The sequence below is a fragment of the Thermoplasmata archaeon genome (assembly GCA_015063285.1).
Lineage (GTDB): Archaea > Thermoplasmatota > Thermoplasmata > Methanomassiliicoccales > Methanomethylophilaceae > Methanoprimaticola.
The window spans coordinates 66,960-86,349 of the sequence record SUST01000001.1; the positions used below are offsets into that span (position 1 = coordinate 66,960).

Genomic DNA, 19,390 nt, shown 5'->3' on the forward strand with positions numbered 1-19,390 from the left:
TGTTCCCATGAGTGGGGGAACGTGATTAAAGGATATAACGGTTTGTGATGTGTGGCTCATTAAGTCCATTTGCATCCATAATAATGAGCCAGCATACTGAAATTTATGTGCCAGCATTTACCAAATGGTAAGAATGCCTCAAAACTCGCAACTATTATAATTTATATAGTACGCGTAGATAGGGAAGACATATCCTTATAATGTGGGGGGAGAGGACCCCTGCATCATCATCACAGTCAAGAAGGACTCTCAGAGACCTTCTTTCACAAAGTCCTCACCGGAAAGTGAGGCAATATACGAAAAGGAGCCTAATCACATGAAAATGAAGTGTAAATTCCTGGGCGGTGCCGATATGGTCGGACGCATGGGGATGACCATGGAGGGAGACGGCATGACCGCGCTCATCGAGTACGGCCTGAGCCCCACCAAGCCTCCGGAGTATCCCCTGCCCGCACCCCGTATCGACTATGCGTTCCTGACGCACTCTCACCTGGACCACTGCGGTATGATCCCGCAGATCTGCGGTAAGAACGAGTGCGACCTCTTCACGACACCGCTGTCAGCGGAGATATCGGAACTCATGATGTACGACACCCTCAAGATCGCCAAGGCAGAGGATTATCCCCAGCCCTACACAACAGGCGATATCGAGAGGACCATGAAGGCCGTCGTACCCATGACATACGAGGACCAGATCAGCATCAACCACATAGACGTAACAATGCTCGACGCAGGACACATCCCCGGAGCGGCGATGTTCCAATTCGACAAGGACGTTTCGACCATCTACTCCGGTGACATCCACACCGAAGAACAGAGACTTGTCGGCGGAGCAAAGCCCCACGACTGTACGACCCTGTTCATCGAGGGAACGTACGGAGGTCGCAACCACCCCGACAGAAACGAGACCGAGGAGAAGTTCCTCGCCAAGATCGATGAGGTCATCGACCGCGGCGGAAAGGTGCTCATCCCCTGTTTCGCCAACGGAAGGACGCAGGAGATCATGCTCCTTCTCAGAAACCTCGGATACGAGATGTGGGTGGACGGAATGGGAAGGTCCGTGACCCGCCTGTTCCTAGACTATCCCGAATACATCAAGGATGTCAAGCACCTGAAGGCAGCGAAGAGGAAGTTCAACGAGGTAAGGAACCCCAACTCCAGGCTCTCCGCCATCAAGGGACAGATCATCGTCACCACCGGCGGAATGCTCGACGGAGGACCTGTCTTAGGATACCTCAACGCCATCAAGGACGACCCCAAGAGCGCCATCCTCCTGGTAGGATATCAGGCAGAGGACACCAACGGAAGGATGCTGCTCGAAGAGGGCTGCGTAAAGATCGACGGCGAAATCGTCAAGATCTCCTGCGAACTGCAAAAGTACGACTTCTCTGCACACGCTGACCACGATCAGATCGTGAACTTCATCAGGGAGTGCGATCCGGACAACGTCATCATCATGCACTCGGAGTCCCGTGAGGCCTTCCTGCCCGATCTCGAGGGAGACTACAAGGTCTTCCTGCCGATGACCGGAGAAGAGTTCACAATCGACATGTGAAACTTCGGCTGCGGTCTGGGGGCATCGCCCCCGGGCCCTGCCCTAAATCCTTTCGAATCAATCGTTTTATACATCTGAGGGGGATATCGGCGGTATGTCCCTCAATCTGGATGAGTATACATGTGAATTCTGCGGCGGACCGTGCAAGAACGTCATCTATGCCGCATTCGTCTGCGACAACCCCGAATGCATAGAGAAGGCCAGGGTTGCACGCGGAGGGCCCGGGGGACACATGAAGAGGAAAGCGGAAGGCAAACCCATCATCCCACAGGACCTCGAGCCTGCCATCGAAGACAACAAAAGAGTCTGAGAAACACCAGCCGTCGTGACGGCGGCGAACATTCTTTTTAGAATAATTGAGACGGACCGGTCTCCCGGCCCGTCAATGAGTTTCAGTGCCTGAAGACACGGCATCCGGTGAAGACCATAGCCATTCCGTGCTCATTGGCCGCATCGATGACCTCCTGGTCCCTGATGCTTCCTCCGGGCTGAATGATAGCGGTCACACCAGCCTTGGCAGCCTCGTCGACTCCGTCCCTGAAGGGGAAGAAGGCATCGGAGGCCATCACGCAGCCCTGCGTAGGCTCGTTGGCCTTCATAGTCGCGATCTTAGCCGAGTCCACACGGCTCATCTGACCTGCACCGATTCCGACTGCGCGCTCGCCCCTTACGTAGACGACGGCGTTGGATGTGACGTGCTTAGCGAGCTTCCATGCGAAGAGCAGAGAGTGGACCTCCTCCTCTGTGGGAGCACGGTTGGTGACGACCTTGAGGTTCTGGGGGTCGACGGGGACATCCTCGTCGGTCTGGATGAGCATTCCTCCCTGGACCTTCTTCATCTTGAATTCCCTGACCCTCTCGGAAGGTCCGATGGGGCAGTTCGTCCTGAGGAGACGGATGTTCTTCTTGACCTCCATGATCTCCACGGCGCCCTCCTCGAAATCGGGACACAGGACGGCCTCGACGAAGTATTTGGAGATCATCTCCGCACACTCCTTGGTACAGGGCCTGTTCAGACAGATGACGCATCCGAATGCGGACAGGGGGTCGACGTTGTATGCTGTCTCGAATGCCTCGAAGATCGTGTCTGCGGAAGCGAGTCCGCAGGGGTTGGTATGCTTCATGACGACAGCTGTGGGCTTCTCGAAGTCCATACAGATGTCCAGGGCCTTGTCCAGATCGAGGATGTTGTTGTAGGACAGCTCCTTACCCCAGAGGCATTCCGCCTTGGCCACTGTGGGCCCGGGTGTGAAGGGATCCTTGTAGAATGCGGCCGACTGGTTGGGGTTCTCTCCGTACCTGAGGTCCTGTACCTTCTCCAATGGGATCGGGAAGGAGTCGGGGAATCCGGGGATGAACCTCTTCTTCATCTGAGAGGCGATCATCGCGTCGTACTGCGATGTCACATCGAATGCCTCTGCCATGAGCCTCTGGTGGAGGTCGGGGCTGAGGTCGCCGGCGTTGGCGTACATCTGCTCGATGATCTCCGAGTACTGCTCGGGCTTGGTGACCACTGCGACAGACTGATAGTTCTTTGCGGCCGCACGGATCATGCTGGGGCCTCCGATGTCGATGTTCTCGACGATGTCCTCGAAGGATACGCCCTCCTTGAGTACCGTCTGCTTGAATGGATACAGGTTGATGACCACCATGTCGATGGGATCGATTCCCTTGCCTTTGATGGCGCTCATGTGGTCGGGGATGTCCCTGCGTGCGAGGATACCCGCATGGATCTTGGGGTGGAGCGTCTTGACGCGTCCGTCCAACATCTCGGGGAATCCCGTGACGTCCGATACCTCGACAACCTTGATGTCATTCTCTTTCAGAAGCTTATACGTGCCGCCTGTGGAGATCAGCTCCACGCCTGCGGTCTCTAATTTCTTCGCGAACTCGACGATACCCGTCTTGTCGGAAACACTGATGACTGCCCTCTTGATCTTAGCCAGATGCATACCCCCTCGTTCAGAGGAAATGCATACTACGTATGCATCTCGTCATCCGAGTAATCAGATATAACGGTTGCAGTCGCGCGCGTGACGCATGATCGCAGTGGACAGAAATTACGAGAAAATATAGGGGATCCGGGCTCGGATTTCTCCGAACCCGGATAGATATTAGGGGAACCCGAATCACGAATCCCTTCGTGTTTCGAGGTAAATCGTTTGTTAGGGTTAGACACACCTACTATCGACATCTTTAACCCAGTAGGCACATCCTTGAAAGGTCATTAGTTTTACGTTATATTTAAACGTATAGGTTATGTTTTCAGTAAATGTACAAGCGTGATGTAATCACTCACTACATCCCGTTAGTCGCCATCCACTTCCTCGCCTATAGCGAGTCATATTTGCGAAACGGCGATATCGTCCTCAGATATAATAATGATACCTATCAAAGGTCTGTAAATGTACAAACGAACGGACACGATCCGCCCTATGGTTGGATTCTATATCCATATCGCGTCCAATTATGGGGGACATATCGTCCAACTCTTCTATAATCTATAAAGAAAGGAAGGTGCCCGGAGGCACCTTTGGAAGTTTATCAGTAGGAGATTCCCTGCCAGAGCATGGCGTTGGCGACCTTCTCGAATCCAGCGATGTTCGCACCGGCGACGAGGTTGCCCTCCATTCCATACTTCTTGGCTGCTTCGGAAGCCTGCTTGTAGATGTTGACCATGATGTCGTGGAGCTTTGCATCTACCTCGTCGAAGGTCCAGGCGAGCCTCTGGCTGTTCTGACTCATCTCGAGAGCGGATGTTGCGACTCCTCCGGCGTTGGCCGCCTTTGCGGGACCGAAGAGGACGCCTGCCTTCTGGAAGGCTGCGACCGCACCGGGTGTGCTGGGCATGTTGGCTCCCTCGGCGACTGCCTTGACACCGTTCTTGATCAGGATCTTGGCGGACTTCTCGTCGAGCTCGTTCTGCGTAGCACAGGGGAGAGCGATGTCACAGGGGATGGTCCAGATTCCGGAGCAGCCCTCTGTGTACTTGGCGGTCTTGGAGTAGTTGACGTAGGTCTTGATCCTGTCTCTCTTGACCTCCTTGATCTCCTTCATGATCTTGTAATCGATTCCCTTGGGATCGTAGATGTATCCGTTGGAGTCGGAGACTGCAACGACCTTGGCTCCCAGCTGGGTTGCCTTCTGGCATGCGTATGTCGCGACGTTTCCGGATCCGGAGATGACGACGGTCTTCTTCTTGAAGGAATCCTTGTGGTCCTTCAGCATCTCCTCGGTGAAGTAGCAGAGACCGTATCCGGTTGCCTCTGTCCTTGCGAGGGATCCTCCGCAGGGGATTGCCTTTCCGGTGAGGACTCCGGTGAACTCGTTCTGGAGCCTCTTGTACTGACCGAACATGTATCCGATCTCTCTTCCGCCGACTCCGATGTCTCCTGCGGGGACGTCGGTGTCTGCACCGATGTGCTTGGCGAGCTCTGTCATGAATGACTGGCAGAAGCGCATGACCTCTGCGTCGGACTTGCCCTTGGGGTCGAAGTCTGATCCTCCCTTTCCTCCTCCGATGGGGAGTGTGGTGAGGCTGTTCTTGAAGATCTGCTCGAATCCGAGGAACTTCAGGATGGACAGGTTGACGGACGGGTGAAGTCTGAGACCTCCCTTGTAGGGTCCGATGGCCGAGTTGAACTGTACACGGTATCCGCGGTTGACCTGCACCTTGCCCTTGTCATCTACCCATGAAACACGGAACATGATGATCCTCTCGGGCTCAACGATCCTCTCGATGATTCCGGCCTCCTGGAGTTCGGGCCTCGCCTTGACGACGGGCTCCAGGGATTCCAGGACTTCCTTGACTGCCTGTAGGAACTCGGGCTGATCCTTGTTGCGCTGCTCGAGATCTGCGTAGACTTCCTTCAGATACTTGTTCTTGATAGCCATAGTTTTCACCTGTGGTAACAGAAATACTCATTTTTCCTGCGATTCGGCTGATATTTCTCATCAAATAAAAAATAAACTTATCTAAAATTTCTTGATGTACGTGATTTGTTTTCAGTCGCACAAATCAGAAAAATCCGTGTCGGATGTCGGTCAACAGTCTTTTCGGGATTCGTAATTTTATAGTGGCAGGCTGTAACGACGGATGCCGGCGGAAGTCCGGCGGTGAGCCGAAATGATGAAGAAAAAGGATCTCGAGATGGGCCTGCAGAAGGTCAGGAACTTCGAGGATCCCGATCCGTTCCTAGAACAGTACATGACACCCGCTACCATAGCGGCGGACATATTGTTCGATGCCTACTCCAAAGGGGATATAGAGAACCTCAAAGTGGTGGATCTTGGATGCGGAACAGGTATGTTCTCCATCGGCGCATGGATGCTCGGTGCCGCCCAGGTGGATGGCTTCGACATATCGGAATCTGCTCTCAGGGTGGCGGAACAGAACAAGAAGGACCTCGGTGCCGAGGTCTCATTCCATAATATAGATATTATTAATGTAGAAGAAGGGGCAGACACCATCTTCATGAACCCTCCCTTCGGATGTCAGAACAGGAATGCGGACAGACCCTTCCTCGACAGGGCCATGGAGCTCTCGGAATGCGTCTACTCCATACACATGGCCAACACCCTGGACTTCATAACGGAGTATGTGGAGAAACGTGGACGCACTGTCGCATTCTCTAAAATTTATAAGTACGACATCCATAATACATTTTCATTCCATACAAAGACGAAGAAGACGGTTGACGTCGCGGTCGTCAACATAAGGTGATTTCAATGACAGAATCCAAATTCGTGTTCCCCGGAGAGGAAGTGGCCTCGGAAGAAGAGTATCTGGCCGCAGAGGGGACATTCGCTGAGAACGGTATCGTTTACGCTTCACAGGTAGGAGAGCTCGTACTTGACGATGCAGAGTGCGTCGCAAAGGTCATCTCCCCCAATCCACCAAACATCCTTGCAGTCGGTGACATCGTCTACGGAGTCGTAGGTGACATCAGGAGCACCATGGCTACCGCGGATGTTTTCGTCAAGGACGGAGTCGAGAGGAGACTCGGCGGAGACACATACGCCACCATTCACGTTTCGAAGATCTCCCAGGGCTACACCGACGATGTCGCCAAGGAGCTCAGGAAGGGAGACTACATCAGGGCCAGGGTCACAGCCATCAAGCCAGCTCTTCAGCTGACCACCAAGGACGACCACCTCGGAGTCATCAGGGCACAGTGCAGCAAATGCAAGACCGAGATGATCAGAAGCAAGAAGGGCGACGGTCTGTACTGCCCCGAGTGCAAGTATGCCATGCCCAGGAAGCTCGCCGACGATTATGGCGACGTGGAACTCTGATGAAGCTAGTCGCATTGATGTCCAACGGCATCGACTCGCCGGTCGCTTCATACATTATGAGCAAGCGCGGTGCGGACGTCATACTTCTCCACATGGACAACCGTCCGTACACCGACGACCGCTCTTTGGACGTCGTCACCGCTCTGGCTGACCAATTGAGGGCAGTCACAGGAAAGGAATTCCCGCTCTACATCGCCAACCACGGTGCGAATCAGGAAAGGATCAAGGAGAACTGCGATTATCACTACCAATGCGTCATGTGCAAGCGCGTAATGCAGAGGACCGCCAGAGAACTGGCCAAGAAGCTCGGTGCCTCCGGGATCATCATGGGTGACTCCTTGGGACAGGTCGCTTCGCAGACCCTCAAGAACATCAAATCGGAGAATCTAGGACTGAACTTCCCCGTCGTCAGGCCACTTATAGGCCTGGACAAGCTGGAAATCATCGACATCTCGAAGGAGACCGGACTCTTCGACATATCGATAAGGCAGACCGCGGGATGCATGATCGTTCCGACCAGGCCCATCACCGAGGCCAATCCCGAAAAGGTCCTCACAATGAGCGAGAAGATCGATCTGGATGCTCTCGCTAAGGAATGCGCCGACGGCGCCGTGTTATATCACTGATATCCGTGGTACCTGTTAGGGAACGCGGGACAGGCATCGATCTCATCGTCATCATAGACCATGTCGATGGTGACCTTCGAGATGTAGCGTGCGACATATCTGGAGATGTAGAGAACGTTATTGCCTATCGGTATCTGGATGTCGGTATCCTTAGGTCCTTTCACAGATGTAGGCACGAGTGCTGGCCCGAGACATGCTGTGCAGACGCGGTAATCGCAGCCTGCGTCCTTGATGAGCTGTTCGACCTCGGGATCGACGGTTATCTCCATGGCTGGATTACCTTCCCTTTAGTAGATAAGCCTTATCTCCTTCATGCGGACCTGCCCGAGTACCTCTTCAGCAGGTACGGATACACGAGAATTATGAATACCGCAGCGGCCGAGGTGCTTGCGATCACCCCGTAAGTGTGGATGCGGACAAGGATCTCCATCAGCACAAAGGCGACGATCAATCCGGGTATGGCGATGGTCAGACGGTCCTTCAGGGATGCCGAGGGCACCTCGTAACCGACGAACCTTTCCTCGATCAGCAGACAGAGTGGGATGGCGACGCTGAGTCCGGCCATCTTGTTGGACAGGAACTTGCCTGCGGTCAGGTCGCATGCGACAGATAACGCTATGGCCACGATGAGATAGCCCACCAGCACATACATGCGGTTCCTCTCGCTCTCATGGGACCAGGCCAGTATCTTGTAGTTGACGAAGCACACCGCTGCGACAATGATGATCGCCACGATGAGATCCATCGGCGTGTGCACACCGAGGTACATCCTTGAGAAGGGGATCAGCACCGCCATAACTATGAACAATATCCTGAGAATGGTATTCTTTGACAGATAGGCCGCGGTACCGTAGCCTGAGACAGAAGATGTCGTGTGTCCGCTGGGAAGCGAATATCCGGGAGCCCCTTTCTTGGATTCCGCGGTGGGCTGGATGTCTGGATCGATGTCCCACGGCCTGGGGACCTTCGCAATGTTCTTGGCCAGATATCCGACCAGATTGGAGAATGTGAAGCTGAAGAGGAGGAACTCTCCCTCCCTCTTGCCGAAGCACCAGAGGAAGACCGCTCCCAACAGTATGGGGATGAAATATTGGAACTCCTGGCGCGCAAGGATGTTGAAGAAGTCCGTGACGAAATCGGGCAGGGACAGCCTTAGGTCCTGTAGGACAAGCAGGAAGTCAATTCCAGTCCACATCGAGTCCAAATCGGGGTTTTAGTAGATAATATGGTTGAAAAAAAGGAACTTTCAGCCTTTCAGAGGTCATACTTGGAATAACTGAAGAACTCCCTCTCCTTGGAAGGGATGTCCTGACAGAGCTCCGCGTCGATATCCTTCAGACCGGCGACCCTGCGGTCCATGATTATGGCCACACCTCTGTCCGTCTCGGACCTGATCAGCCTTCCGATGGACTGCCTCATCTTCCTGACGGTGGGGATCGTCGAGGTGTACTTCATGCCGTCCCCGAACCTGATGTCGTAGTATCTGCGCATGGCCCTCATCTTCGCGGTGGGCTTTGGATATGGGATACCGATCAGAATCGCCATCTCCAGGGATTTGTCGGGGAAGTCCAGACCTTCGCTGATCCTTCCTCCGGTCACACAGAACAGCACGCCGCCGTCGGAGGTCTTGAAGTTCTCGAATACGCTCATCAGCTCAGGCTGCGACATGCCCCTCTGCTCGTAGACCACATCCCTGTTCAGATACCTGACCAGACCGTCATCCACCATCTTGTCCATGAAACCGTAGGACGGGAAGAAGATCGCAGTGTTCACACGGACCGCATTGACGCAGTCCACGATCATCTGCATTAATGTATCGTAGTTCTGGGGGAGCTCCCTCTCCTCGTACTTCATCGAGACCTTATCTGTATAGAGCGTGAGGAGGTTCTCCTTGGGGAATATCCCGTCGAGACAGAGCTTGTTCACCCTGTCCAGACCCAATTCCGTCTCGTAAGCGTCCAGAGGCTGGAGTGTACCTGACATGTGTATCGATGAGAAGCAGTCTATCAGAGGGCCGGCGGCTCCCGAGGGATCCATACAGTAGGCTTGGAAGAGGGGATTGTCCTTCTCCTTGACTATCAGCCTGACGTAGTTGTCCTCGTCGCCATCGATCCATGCACGGATGAAACGGGACATCGAATGTATGTAGGAACGGGGGAGCTTCTTGCGCTCCTTCTTCTTCTCCATGATTCCGTCGCCAATTTCCTCCATGGACTTGCACATGCGGGAGATGGTCACAGAACTGACTCCGAGACGGCTCATCAGCTCGTCCTCCAAGAAGTACGGTGGGAGCATCCCGTCCTCATCGATAAGATACTCCTTCTCCGCATGAGCCAGTATCTCCTTGAGAACCGCTACGAGATCCGTTACTGTGATCCCCTCGTGCAGCTCGAAGTCGCCATGCTCCTTGGCCTCTTTGGCGGCGAGGTCCATGGCGTGCTCGCTGTACTCGAAGGTCTGAACATCGCGCAGATAATCAGGGAGGTTATGGGCCTCGTCCACGATGAGGATCGTCCTCGAAAGGGGTACGCCCATCCATTCGACGAAACGGTCGAGGACCATCGGCATGAAGACGAAGGGATACGGGACCGCTATGACATCCGCATACGGGAGGATGAGCTTCATCAGTTCATACGGGCAGATGCCCGTATCCTCGCACATGCGGGAGAAATCCTCAGGGTCGGGATGCTGCTGGCGGATGATCTCCACCCATTGCTCGACATCGGTCTCCTCGATGCCGCTGTAGAACTTGCAATGGCAGACACCGCCTGACTTGCGCTTGTAGACCGAACAGAGCTTCGATATCTCCTCGGCATTACCCGACGCGAGATCGGGATCGTCCCTCATCATGGGACAGGAAGCGGCCGAACGGCCCTGGACCGCTACGCACAGGATGCCGTTGCCGATGGCGGCTGACTCCCTGATGACCTGTTTCTGCTGAGATTTGGTCCTTGTGAGGTAGACGACCTTCATATCATGGTCCTTGGCATAGCCCAGGACACCGCATAACGATGTGATCGTCTTTCCGGTACCTGTCCCGGCCTCGATGACCGCGCATCTGCTGTCGCGGACCGTACGGTCGATGAAGCTCACAAGCTCCTTCTGGCCGGGGCGGTACTCGTAAGGGAAGTAATCCATTTTCACTCGGCTTCTCCGCCGCCCCTCTGCCATACGTCGTCGGGGAGGTCGGAATAGACGAATTCCTCTTCGCTGTCGTCCTTCTCCTTCCTTCTGGCGTTGACCATGAGATCGGCGATCTTGTCCCTCTTGAACAGCCAGTAGTGGATCCTCCACTCCCTTCCGTCGTAGAGTGTGGTCTCCTCCCTCTCTGTGGTGAGGATCCCTCCGTCCTCGAGCATGTAGAATGCATCGCGGTCCTCCGGCTCCAGGACGTTGTCTATGATCCTGTCGGAGTATCCAAAGAAGTTGAGGACATGGTGGGCAAGCTCGTAGGCCTGCTCCTCCACCATGGCGTGGGAATCGTCAATGCTGTTCTTGATCGCAAGGGTCAGGTCATCGACTGTGACGATTGTCATGCTATCACTCGAGTTTGACGTAGTGGATCTCTTCGACGCCGACCTTCTCTCCGACCTTCTTGACGACATCCTCGGGGACGTCTCCGTCGATGGTCAGGAACATGGTCGCCTTTCCGCTTGACCTTCCGACTGCCATGTGGGCGATGTTGATGCCCTCCTCTCCGATGGCGTTTCCGACGGCTCCGATGACTCCGGGGGTGTCCTTGTAGGTCAGGATGATCATCCTGTTGGCCAGGGAGATATCGGTGACATAGTCGTCCATTCCGAGGATCTTGGGTTTTCCGCCGATGACGGTTCCCCTGATGCTGCGGGACTTTCCGTCGTATGTGAACTTCATCTCCACGAGGGAGGCGTAATCCTTGGCGTCGTCCTTGGTGGACTCGAAGATCTCGATTCCCTTGGATTTCGCGACGGGCATGGCGTTGATCATGTTGGCTGTGCCGATGACCCCTTCCAGGTATCCGATCACGGTGGTGACGGTGAGGAGCTTGGTCTGTTTCTTCGAGAGGTTTCCGCAGTAGGAGATCTCCAGCTTGTTGAGCGGGTGGTTGCCGACGATCTGCTGAATGATGGAACCCATGTTCTTGACCAAAGGCATGAAGGGCTCCGTCTCGCTGTCCAGCGATCCGCGGGGAGCGTTGATGGCGTTGGAGACGATTCCGTCCTTGAGGTACATGACTGCGTGCTCCGCTACCTCGATTGCGACCCTCTCCTGTGCCTCCACGGTGGATGCTCCCAGGTGGGGTGTGGTGACGAGATTGTCCAGCTCAAGGAGCTTCTTCTCGTCGTCGGTCAGGGGCTCGTTGCACCATACGTCGAAAGCTGCACCTGCGATGATCTTCTCCTTGAGTGCCGTGTACAGGTCGTCCTCGTTGACGATTCCTCCGCGGGCCACGTTGGCGATTCTCGCGTTGGGCTTCATCATCTTGAACTGGGGCAGGGAGATCATGTTCCTGGTCTCGGGGAGCAGGGGTGTGTGGATAGTCATGAAGTCGGCGTTCTTGATGACCTCCTCGAAGGTGGTGAGCCTGACTCCGAGGGAGTCGGCGACCTCCTTGGGAAGAAAGGGATCGTATCCGATCATGGTCATGTTGAACGCTTTCATGCGTTTTGCGACCTCTCCTCCGACACGGCCGACACCGATGATTCCCAGTGTCTTTCCGTTGAGCTCGACTCCGGTGTACTTGGACCTCTTCCACTCGCCCTTGTGCATGGACTCGTGTGCGAAGGGGATGTTCCTAGCGACGGCCAAGAGCATTGCGCAGGAGTGCTCGGCAGCGGACAGGATGTTCGCAGAAGGGGTGTTCATGACAAGGATTCCCTTGTCCGTGGCGTAAGGCACGTCGATGTTGTCGACACCTACTCCGGCACGGCCGATGACGCGGAGCTTCTTTCCAGCGTCGATGACCTTCTTGGTCACCTTGGTTCCGGACCTGATGATGAGAGCATCATAGTCCCCGATCTTCGCGCACAGCTCGTCCTCAGTGAGTCCTGAGACCTCGTCTACGGGGAATCCGGACTTCTTGAGTATCTCCAGTCCCTCTGCATCCAGGGGGTCCGATACCAGAATCTTGGTTGTCATTTTCATTCCTCCAGAACGGCGTCCATGGCGGACAGGAGCTCCTTCACCATAGCGGGTGTGGTGTCTCCCATGTGTCCGATCCTGAACGTCTTCTCCTTTACATCGCCGTAGCCGTTGGAGATCTCGTATCCCTTGGCCTTCAGCTTCGAATTGAATGTGTCGAAATCCATGTCGCCCTTGTTGAGCACTCCGATGGAGTTAGAGCGGTACCCCTCCTCGGGGAACACGCCGTTGAGCTTCTTGTCCGCCCAGTTCCTGACCATGTCGGCCATCTCCTGGTGCCTGGCGTACCTATTCTGCATTCCCTCCTTGAGGGCCTTGTCGAGCTGGTAGTCCAATGCGTACATGAGGGAGACTGGGGGTGTGGTGAGGGCGTAATCCACATCGGCCTGCTTCTTGATCTTCAGAAGGTCGCCGTAGAATCCGCGGTTGGGAACGGTCTTGGCCTTCTCGAGGAGCCTCTCGGAGCACAGCATGATGGCGAGTCCGGGAGGAAGGGCGAGTGCCTTCTGGGTTCCGAATACGATAGAATCCGCATCCAGGTCCTTAACCTTCAGGTCCATAGCGAAAGCGGATGTGACCGCATCGATCATGGTGAGAGCATCGGGGTTCTGGGCCCTGATTTCCTTGGTCAAAGCCAGGGAATCGCTGAATACTCCTGTGGAGGACTCGTTGCTCACCCAGTGGACGGCCTCGATGCCCTTGGTGACCTTTCCTGCGATGTGCTCGGGCTTCATTGCCTTGCCCCAGGGGACCTCCACCTTCGTGACGTCCTTTCCGTTGAGCTGTCCTAGCTCGATGGACCTGTTTCCGAAGGAACCGTTGGTCAGTCCGAGAGATTTGCTGTTGACACCGTTCCTGATTGCGGCCTCCAGCATGACGGTGGCGGATCCTCCGACGAGGAAGACGTCCATATCCGTGTTGAGAGCCTTTTGGATCTTCTCAACGATGCCGGCGTGGAGTTCCTTGTACTCCTTGCAGCGGTGTGTGATCATAGGTTTGGTCATTGCTTGAAGTGTCGCGGCCTCTACGTGTACAGGTCCGACGGTAAACAGCGTTCTACTCAAGATTATTCCCTCATTCGCATAAGCGACATTGGTTGTGTAACCAACACGTCCTATAAAATAAGGTCGCAAGTACGCGCGCACATATGTCGCGCCATTGGGCATTAACAGCGGTTCAGAGACTCGACAAGGTCTTCTTGATCCTGGCGACTCCCTCTTGGATCTGATCCTCGGATGTTGCGTACGAGATCCTGAAGAATCCCTCTCCTCCGGGTCCGAATGCGGTTCCGGGAGTGACGGCGACATGGCCTTCCTTGAGAAGGATCTCCGCGAGCTTCGCAGAGGGGATATCCTTGTTGTACTTCGGGAAGAGGTAGAATGCCCCGTTAGGGGTGTTGCATTCCATGCCGGGAATGTCCCTGATGAGATCAAGTGCCAGATCGCGTCTCTTCCTGAACGCCTTGACCATGTTGATCTTAGAATCCTGAGGTCCGTTGAGGGCCTCCACCGCAGCCTTCTGAACAAAAGAAGTACAGCATGAGATGGAATGTGATTGGAGCTTGTTGATGTTCTTGATATTCTCCTCGGAAGCGATCGCCCATCCGAGCCTCCATCCGGTCATCGCGAACGTCTTTGAAAGTCCGGATATGAGTATGGTACGGTCCATCATACCGGGGAATGATGCCATCGATGTGTGCTGTCCCTCGTAGATGATGGCGCTGTAGATCTCATCGGACATCACCATGACATCATGGCTGATAGCAATGTCCGCGATCTGCTTGAGCGTGTCCTTCGGAATCACCGCACCGGTGGGATTCGTCGGTGTGTTCAGGATGATCATCCTGGTCCTAGGGGTTATTGCCTGCTCGATGAGAGCGGGATTCACGACGAAACCGTCCTCGAACCTCGTGGGGACGTAGACAGGAACCCCTCCTGCCAGGCGTATGCATGCCTCGTAAGAGACCCAAGACGGATCCGGAAGGATCACCTCATCTCCGGGATCGATATAGGCCAGACAGGTCATGAAGATGGCCTGCTTGGTAGGGGTGACGAGGACATTTTTCGCCTCGCACGGAACATTGTCGTTCTTCTTCGTGTAATCCGCGATGGCCTTTCTGAGCTCCGGGATTCCGGTAGAAGGTGTGTAATGCGTGAAACCTGCATGCAGAGAATCGCATGCGGCATCGATAATGTTGGAAGGTGTTGTGAAATCGGGTTCTCCCATAGAAAAGGACACTATGTCTATGCCCTCGGCCTTCATCTGGCTGACGAGATTCGATATCGCTATCGTCCCTGACGCGGGGACCGTTTGCAACCTCTGGGAAACCATTGCTTAACACACTTCTTGACCCCAGCATCAAAAAGTGTTATAATAATAGTTTCGAGGAAGGATTAATGGGCGAGCAGTGCCCTTTGGAGCACCGCCCGCCAAAATGTTTTAGAGACTCCAAGTACCGGAATTGGTCTGCAGGTCCACCATTCTGGAAAAGATTCCTCCGGCCTCCTTGAGTTCCGATGGCGCTCCCATCTCCGCCACCTTTCCGCCGGACAGGACAACGATCTTGTCGGCATCCTCAACGGTCCTCATGCGGTGCGCGATTATCACCACGGTCTTGTCGGCTATCAGCCTGGAAAGTGCCTCCTGCACTCTGCTCTCTGATTCCGTGTCCAAGGAGGCGGTGGCCTCATCCATGATGATGATAGGGGCATCCTTCAGTATCGCACGGGCGATCGATATCCTCTGCCTCTCGCCTCCGGAAAGTTTGCCTCCGTTCTCACCTATATTGGTGTTGTAACCATCGGGCAAGGCGGATACGAACTCATCGCAAAGTGCGGCCTTGGCGGCTGCCAGAACTTCCTCGTCAGTGGCGCCTTTCCTGCCAATACGGATGTTATCCATGATGGTGGTATTGAACAAGACCACATCCTGGAAGACAATCGAGTATTTGGACATCAAGACCTCTGTATCGACCGTGGATATGTCCACCCCTCCCAGGATTATCTGGCCTTTGTCAACATCCCAGAATCTGGTAGCCAATCTGGCAACGGTGGACTTGCCCTCTCCCGAAGGTCCGACCAGTGCCGTCACCTCTCCCTGCTTCGCCACGAACGATACATCCTCAAGAACCGTCTTGCCCCCGCTGTAGGCGAAACCGACATTCTTGAATTCTATGTCGTAGTTCTCTGGGTTGAAATCATCAGTACCTGACTGAATCGGAAGATCGTTGATCTCCTGGATACGCTCGCAATGATCCTCTGCTACCAGTATGGCCGCAAGATTCTGGAGAGCGATGTTTATCGGATCATATATGCGCGACACGACGATCAGAGCTGCCAGATAGATTATCATGGGGATCGAACCGTCTGCAAAGAGCAGGGCTCCGACCACCGCAGTGGTGGCCAGCCCTATCTTCATGACGGACTGTCCTCCGACGACGAATAGAGCTATGATGAGCTCGCACCTCACCTCCGCACCTTCCACAGCATCCAACTCCTTGTTGACCTTCTTCATGTAGGATCTCTGGGCGTCGTTGGCCTTCAGATCATCCGAGCACTCTATGGATTCCTGTATGAGCTCGGTCACCCTCTCCATCTTGTCGAACTTCTTCTTATTCTCCCTTCTCTGGATTTTAGAGGAGAATACGACCATGGCAAACGCCACAGGTATAGGCCAGACGATCGCAAGACCGATTATTGGGGACCATACCAGGACCATAATACCGATGATCGGAGTGAATATCAGTGACGCGATCAGTGATGGGACCCAGTGGGATAGCGCCGATTCCTGCATGGAGACGTCGCCCATCATACGGACGGTAAGGTCCGTAGGGTCCTTCTGTGAGAAGAACGATAGCGGCATTTTACGCATCTTCTCAGCCATCCCGATGCGCACGTTCTTGCTCTCGCTGTATACGTCGAAGAAACAGCGGTGGTACTCATACATGTATACGATGAATGTCAACAGCATGAGACCAAGGCATAATGCGACATAGATCCATAAATCCAGGTCGTAATCATACTCGTTATCGCCTATCAGGTCCGCTATGAACATTATGATGACCATCATCGGGATCATGAGCACGAAATTGGTTATCGTGGCTGAGATCGAAGCACCCTTGAGGTTCTTCCAGCCCTTTTCAGAAAGACCGAACTTCCTTTTCAGTGTACTGCTGATGCTCATGCGGACACCCCCTTGACCTTCCAGGACAGGACCTTCTGATAGTCCTCCCACATAGCCTGATACTTGCCTTGGGATAGGACCAGATCGTCATGCTTCCCAGTTTCGATCACCTTTCCGTGGTCCATGACGCAGATCTGGTCTGCGTTGCGAACTGTTGTGAGACGGTGTGCGATTAGAAGCACGGTGCGGCCTTTGGCCAGTTCTTCGAATGCTTTCTGAATGAGGTGCTCGTTCTCCGGATCCGCGAATGCCGTAGCCTCGTCCAATATGACGATGGGGGCATCTCTGAGGATAGCCCTTGCGATGGATACCCTCTGCACCTCTCCTCCGGACAGATATACCCCTCCGGGACCGATCATAGTGTCCAGACCCTCAGGCATCTTGGCAACGATGTCGTCGCACTGGGCGAGCTTCAGAGCGTTGGCCACCTGTTCGTCCGTAGCGTCGGGCCTGCCGAGGCGGACGTTCTCTGACAGCGTTCCCTTTATGAGATGGTTGTTCTGGAAGACATAACTCTCGATCTTGCGGAGATTATCACTGCCGACGTCCTTCAGATCAATCCCGCCTACAGTAATTGAACCCTCCTGGGGATCCCAGAACCTTGCTGCCAGCCCCGCCATTGTGGATTTTCCACTCCCGGACAGACCGACCAATGCCGTGATTGTTCCCTGCTTCAGTTCGATGGATACGCCGTCCACTGCAGGAGCAGACTCCTCGGAATAGGAGAAGCGGACGTCCTTGAAGACGATGCTGAAGTCCTGAGGGGACCTCGGAGCGGCAGGCTCATCCAACGGCTTCATGGCCAGCAGTTCGTTTATGCGCATGAGCGCATCATCGACCCTATATGTCTGATCCGACGAGAACATTATCCTCATCAGCAGGACAGATATGATGGGTGTGAACACGACATAGAAGATCACATTGGCGATTAGGTCTCCGGAGACCGCACCGTCCTCCAGGAATTCTATGATGATCACAGCGAATGCCACAATGAAGGCTCCGCAGCTGTTTATCAGCGTGAAGAACTCGCACATCGGCCTGCGGGCCATTTTTGTGTAGCCCAGACAGTAGTCGGAGTAATTGTCTATAGAACCCTTGAAACTCTGGAACGAATCGACCGTCTGTTGGAAGACCTTTACAACGGATATTCCCCTAACATACTCCACGGCCTTGTTGTTGACATCGGCCAGAGAATTCTGCCATTGCGTCATATGGTATTTCATCGATGACCTTCCCAGCATAGACATGGAGATGTAAATCCCCAGCAGGACGGGGATCAGCGATGCCAATCCGAGCCTCCAATCGAACACCAGCAACAGCACGATTATGGCTATCGGAAGGATATATGACGAGGCCAGGTCAGGCTGGTTGTGCGCTATGAACTCATGCGTGGATTCCACTGAATCCTGTATGGTCCTCCTTACTCTCCCGCTTCCTTCCTCGTCCAAGGCTCCAGGGGGCAGCGACAGGACGTGATTTATCATCTTTTTCTTCAGATTCTTGCTGATACGGAAGGCTGCCAGATGCGACAACATCAATGCTATGATGTAAACAAGGATCGATATCAGTGCGAACGCCAGAGCCAACCAGCCATAGCTTATCATCAGCTCGGTATCGCCGGCACCCATGGCCTCCTTAGCTATCAGCCAAATGTAATAGAAGGGTATCACGGAGAGAATAGCGCTTATCGCAGAACCGACCATTGACAGAATGACAAGGTGATGCCTGCCTTCGGCATATTTCTCGAACTCCGAGATACGACTCGGTTTCTTTTCTTTGCCCATGATAAAAACTGGTCATAATCGGTTAATAAAAATTTAGGCAAGACTAACAATTATGGTTTCTTTTTTCACAATTATGAATATGTATGATATTGGGTGATGAAATGTTTGGGCCTGCACCCAAACTGTTTCCTGAAGGATTCTGCGAACTTGCATTCTGCTGAATAACCGACAGATCTCCCCACCTCTTCCATACTCCTCTCCCCCAGAAGGATCGTGCTTGCGGCATCTATCATACGATAGTACTTCAGATACGAATACGGCGTCTTCCCATAGATACGAGCGAATCTCCTGCATGCTCCTGGACCATCGATTCCCAACTGCCTGCACAGGCTGTCGATCGTGACCTCTGTATTGATCTTCGATTGCAGCATGTTGCACAATTCATCCTCGGGAGATGCCGCTGCCGGCGTATGTGCCTTGACGAAATTCACCTCATCGCTGGAATGAAGGCTCATTATCAGATCGGATACCAACACATGTATCGTTTCGGGGTCGGGGTTCTCCCTGTCCAGTACCTTCCATATTGCCATTGTGTCCACCATTACCCTGTCACCCAATTCAAAACACCTGCCGCTGTTCATGCGGTACCTGTCCTTAATGCCATCCAATATCTTCCGGGTGGACTGGGGATCGGAACCCTTGACATAGAACTCTCCGGGGGCCACGATAACATCAAGCGATCTGTGCCTCTTGGACGGGATCAGCATATCTATTCTCTCCCAGTGTGGATTGTAAAGCTATCCGACCCCTGGAAGATAATGTGTCTGCGCAGAATCCGTCTTGTAGATGGATCTGCCGAACAGCGGGAAATGGAATTCCATTAGGTC

General features: G+C 54.0%; 17 protein-coding genes. 5 read left to right on the forward strand and 12 right to left on the reverse strand.

Annotated features, from left to right (window positions below):
- The first annotated feature begins 316 nt into the window (after window positions 1–316).
- Together E7Z62_00365 and E7Z62_00370 are read left to right on the forward strand one after the other, a co-directional pair.
- Window positions 317–1,555, forward strand: coding sequence for an MBL fold metallo-hydrolase (locus E7Z62_00365; GenBank protein ID MBE6521576.1), 1,239 nt, complete (start codon window positions 317–319; stop codon window positions 1,553–1,555).
- 94 nt (window positions 1,556–1,649) lie between these two features.
- Window positions 1,650–1,865 (forward strand): hypothetical protein, encoded by a 216-nt coding sequence (locus tag E7Z62_00370; protein MBE6521577.1) that lies wholly within the window; start codon window positions 1,650–1,652, stop codon window positions 1,863–1,865.
- Window positions 1,866–1,947: 82 nt separating this feature from the next.
- Here the strand turns inward: E7Z62_00370 and purH are convergent, their stop codons facing one another.
- Complete coding sequence (gene purH, locus E7Z62_00375; protein MBE6521578.1) at window positions 1,948–3,507, reverse strand: bifunctional phosphoribosylaminoimidazolecarboxamide formyltransferase/IMP cyclohydrolase; 1,560 nt, start codon at window positions 3,505–3,507, stop codon at window positions 1,948–1,950.
- 592 nt (window positions 3,508–4,099) lie between these two features.
- On the reverse strand, window positions 4,100–5,449 hold the full coding sequence (locus tag E7Z62_00380) for an NADP-specific glutamate dehydrogenase (protein ID MBE6521579.1): 1,350 nt from the start codon (window positions 5,447–5,449) through the stop codon (window positions 4,100–4,102).
- 235 nt (window positions 5,450–5,684) lie between these two features.
- Here E7Z62_00380 and E7Z62_00385 point away from each other — a divergent pair, with 235 nt between their 5' ends.
- Genes E7Z62_00385 through E7Z62_00395 form a run of 3 tightly spaced genes read left to right on the forward strand, consistent with a single transcriptional unit; the run spans window position 5,685 to window position 7,476 of the window.
- Window positions 5,685–6,278, forward strand: coding sequence for a methyltransferase domain-containing protein (locus E7Z62_00385; protein ID MBE6521580.1), 594 nt, complete (start codon window positions 5,685–5,687; stop codon window positions 6,276–6,278).
- A 5-nt stretch (window positions 6,279–6,283) separates the two neighbouring features.
- Window positions 6,284–6,850: an RNA-binding protein gene (locus E7Z62_00390; GenBank protein MBE6521581.1), complete on the forward strand. Its 567-nt coding sequence runs from the start codon at window positions 6,284–6,286 to the stop codon at window positions 6,848–6,850.
- Window positions 6,850–7,476 carry a tRNA 4-thiouridine(8) synthase ThiI gene (locus E7Z62_00395; GenBank protein ID MBE6521582.1) on the forward strand — a complete coding sequence of 209 codons (627 nt, stop codon included), beginning with the start codon at window positions 6,850–6,852 and terminating at the stop codon, window positions 7,474–7,476. The genes E7Z62_00390 and E7Z62_00395 overlap by 1 nt, the downstream gene beginning before the upstream one ends.
- Here the strand turns inward: E7Z62_00395 and E7Z62_00400 are convergent.
- From E7Z62_00400 to E7Z62_00445, 10 genes are all read right to left on the reverse strand, one after another.
- Complete coding sequence (locus E7Z62_00400; protein ID MBE6521583.1) at window positions 7,470–7,745, reverse strand: hypothetical protein; 276 nt, start codon at window positions 7,743–7,745, stop codon at window positions 7,470–7,472. The two genes, E7Z62_00395 and E7Z62_00400, sit on opposite strands and share 7 nt — an antisense overlap.
- A gap of 41 nt (window positions 7,746–7,786) precedes the next feature.
- On the reverse strand, window positions 7,787–8,671 hold the full coding sequence (locus E7Z62_00405) for a phosphatase PAP2 family protein (protein MBE6521584.1): 885 nt from the start codon (window positions 8,669–8,671) through the stop codon (window positions 7,787–7,789).
- Window positions 8,672–8,730: 59 nt separating this feature from the next.
- A complete protein-coding gene (locus tag E7Z62_00410) occupies window positions 8,731–10,647 on the reverse strand; it encodes an ATP-dependent DNA helicase (protein MBE6521585.1) in 1,917 nt (638 codons plus the stop codon).
- Window positions 10,617–11,012 carry a hypothetical protein gene (locus E7Z62_00415; protein MBE6521586.1) on the reverse strand — a complete coding sequence of 132 codons (396 nt, stop codon included), beginning with the start codon at window positions 11,010–11,012 and terminating at the stop codon, window positions 10,617–10,619. Before E7Z62_00415 ends, E7Z62_00410 begins: the two co-directional genes overlap by 31 nt.
- 4 nt (window positions 11,013–11,016) lie before the next feature.
- Complete coding sequence (locus E7Z62_00420; protein MBE6521587.1) at window positions 11,017–12,594, reverse strand: phosphoglycerate dehydrogenase; 1,578 nt, start codon at window positions 12,592–12,594, stop codon at window positions 11,017–11,019.
- A 2-nt stretch (window positions 12,595–12,596) separates the two neighbouring features.
- Entirely contained in the window at window positions 12,597–13,661 is a 1,065-nt protein-coding gene (locus E7Z62_00425) for an alanine--glyoxylate aminotransferase family protein (protein ID MBE6521588.1), read from the reverse strand.
- Between the two features lie 112 nt (window positions 13,662–13,773).
- Window positions 13,774–14,928: a pyridoxal phosphate-dependent aminotransferase gene (locus tag E7Z62_00430; GenBank protein MBE6521589.1), complete on the reverse strand. Its 1,155-nt coding sequence runs from the start codon at window positions 14,926–14,928 to the stop codon at window positions 13,774–13,776.
- Between the two features lie 108 nt (window positions 14,929–15,036).
- Complete coding sequence (locus E7Z62_00435) at window positions 15,037–16,773, reverse strand: ABC transporter ATP-binding protein (protein MBE6521590.1); 1,737 nt, start codon at window positions 16,771–16,773, stop codon at window positions 15,037–15,039.
- Window positions 16,774–16,775: 2 nt separating this feature from the next.
- Entirely contained in the window at window positions 16,776–18,563 is a 1,788-nt protein-coding gene (locus E7Z62_00440; protein MBE6521591.1) for an ABC transporter ATP-binding protein, read from the reverse strand.
- 71 nt (window positions 18,564–18,634) lie between these two features.
- Window positions 18,635–19,270 (reverse strand): helix-turn-helix domain-containing protein, encoded by a 636-nt coding sequence (locus E7Z62_00445; protein MBE6521592.1) that lies wholly within the window; start codon window positions 19,268–19,270, stop codon window positions 18,635–18,637.
- Window positions 19,271–19,390 lie beyond the last annotated feature (120 nt).

Coding starts and splice junctions, on each gene's coding strand:
- E7Z62_00385 (MBE6521580.1), top strand. CDS start 5,685: ATGAAGAAAAAGGATCTCGAGATGGGCCTGCAGAAGGTCAGGAACTTC.
- E7Z62_00445 (MBE6521592.1), bottom strand. CDS start 19,270: ATGCTGATCCCGTCCAAGAGGCACAGATCGCTTGATGTTATCGTGGCC.
- E7Z62_00400 (MBE6521583.1), bottom strand. CDS start 7,745: ATGGAGATAACCGTCGATCCCGAGGTCGAACAGCTCATCAAGGACGCA.
- E7Z62_00415 (MBE6521586.1), bottom strand. CDS start 11,012: ATGACAATCGTCACAGTCGATGACCTGACCCTTGCGATCAAGAACAGC.
- E7Z62_00420 (MBE6521587.1), bottom strand. CDS start 12,594: ATGACAACCAAGATTCTGGTATCGGACCCCCTGGATGCAGAGGGACTG.
- purH (MBE6521578.1), bottom strand. CDS start 3,507: ATGCATCTGGCTAAGATCAAGAGGGCAGTCATCAGTGTTTCCGACAAG.
- E7Z62_00390 (MBE6521581.1), top strand. CDS start 6,284: ATGACAGAATCCAAATTCGTGTTCCCCGGAGAGGAAGTGGCCTCGGAA.
- E7Z62_00430 (MBE6521589.1), bottom strand. CDS start 14,928: ATGGTTTCCCAGAGGTTGCAAACGGTCCCCGCGTCAGGGACGATAGCG.
- E7Z62_00370 (MBE6521577.1), top strand. CDS start 1,650: ATGTCCCTCAATCTGGATGAGTATACATGTGAATTCTGCGGCGGACCG.
- E7Z62_00410 (MBE6521585.1), bottom strand. CDS start 10,647: ATGGCAGAGGGGCGGCGGAGAAGCCGAGTGAAAATGGATTACTTCCCT.
- E7Z62_00440 (MBE6521591.1), bottom strand. CDS start 18,563: ATGGGCAAAGAAAAGAAACCGAGTCGTATCTCGGAGTTCGAGAAATAT.
- E7Z62_00405 (MBE6521584.1), bottom strand. CDS start 8,671: ATGTGGACTGGAATTGACTTCCTGCTTGTCCTACAGGACCTAAGGCTG.
- E7Z62_00365 (MBE6521576.1), top strand. CDS start 317: ATGAAAATGAAGTGTAAATTCCTGGGCGGTGCCGATATGGTCGGACGC.
- E7Z62_00395 (MBE6521582.1), top strand. CDS start 6,850: ATGAAGCTAGTCGCATTGATGTCCAACGGCATCGACTCGCCGGTCGCT.
- E7Z62_00380 (MBE6521579.1), bottom strand. CDS start 5,449: ATGGCTATCAAGAACAAGTATCTGAAGGAAGTCTACGCAGATCTCGAG.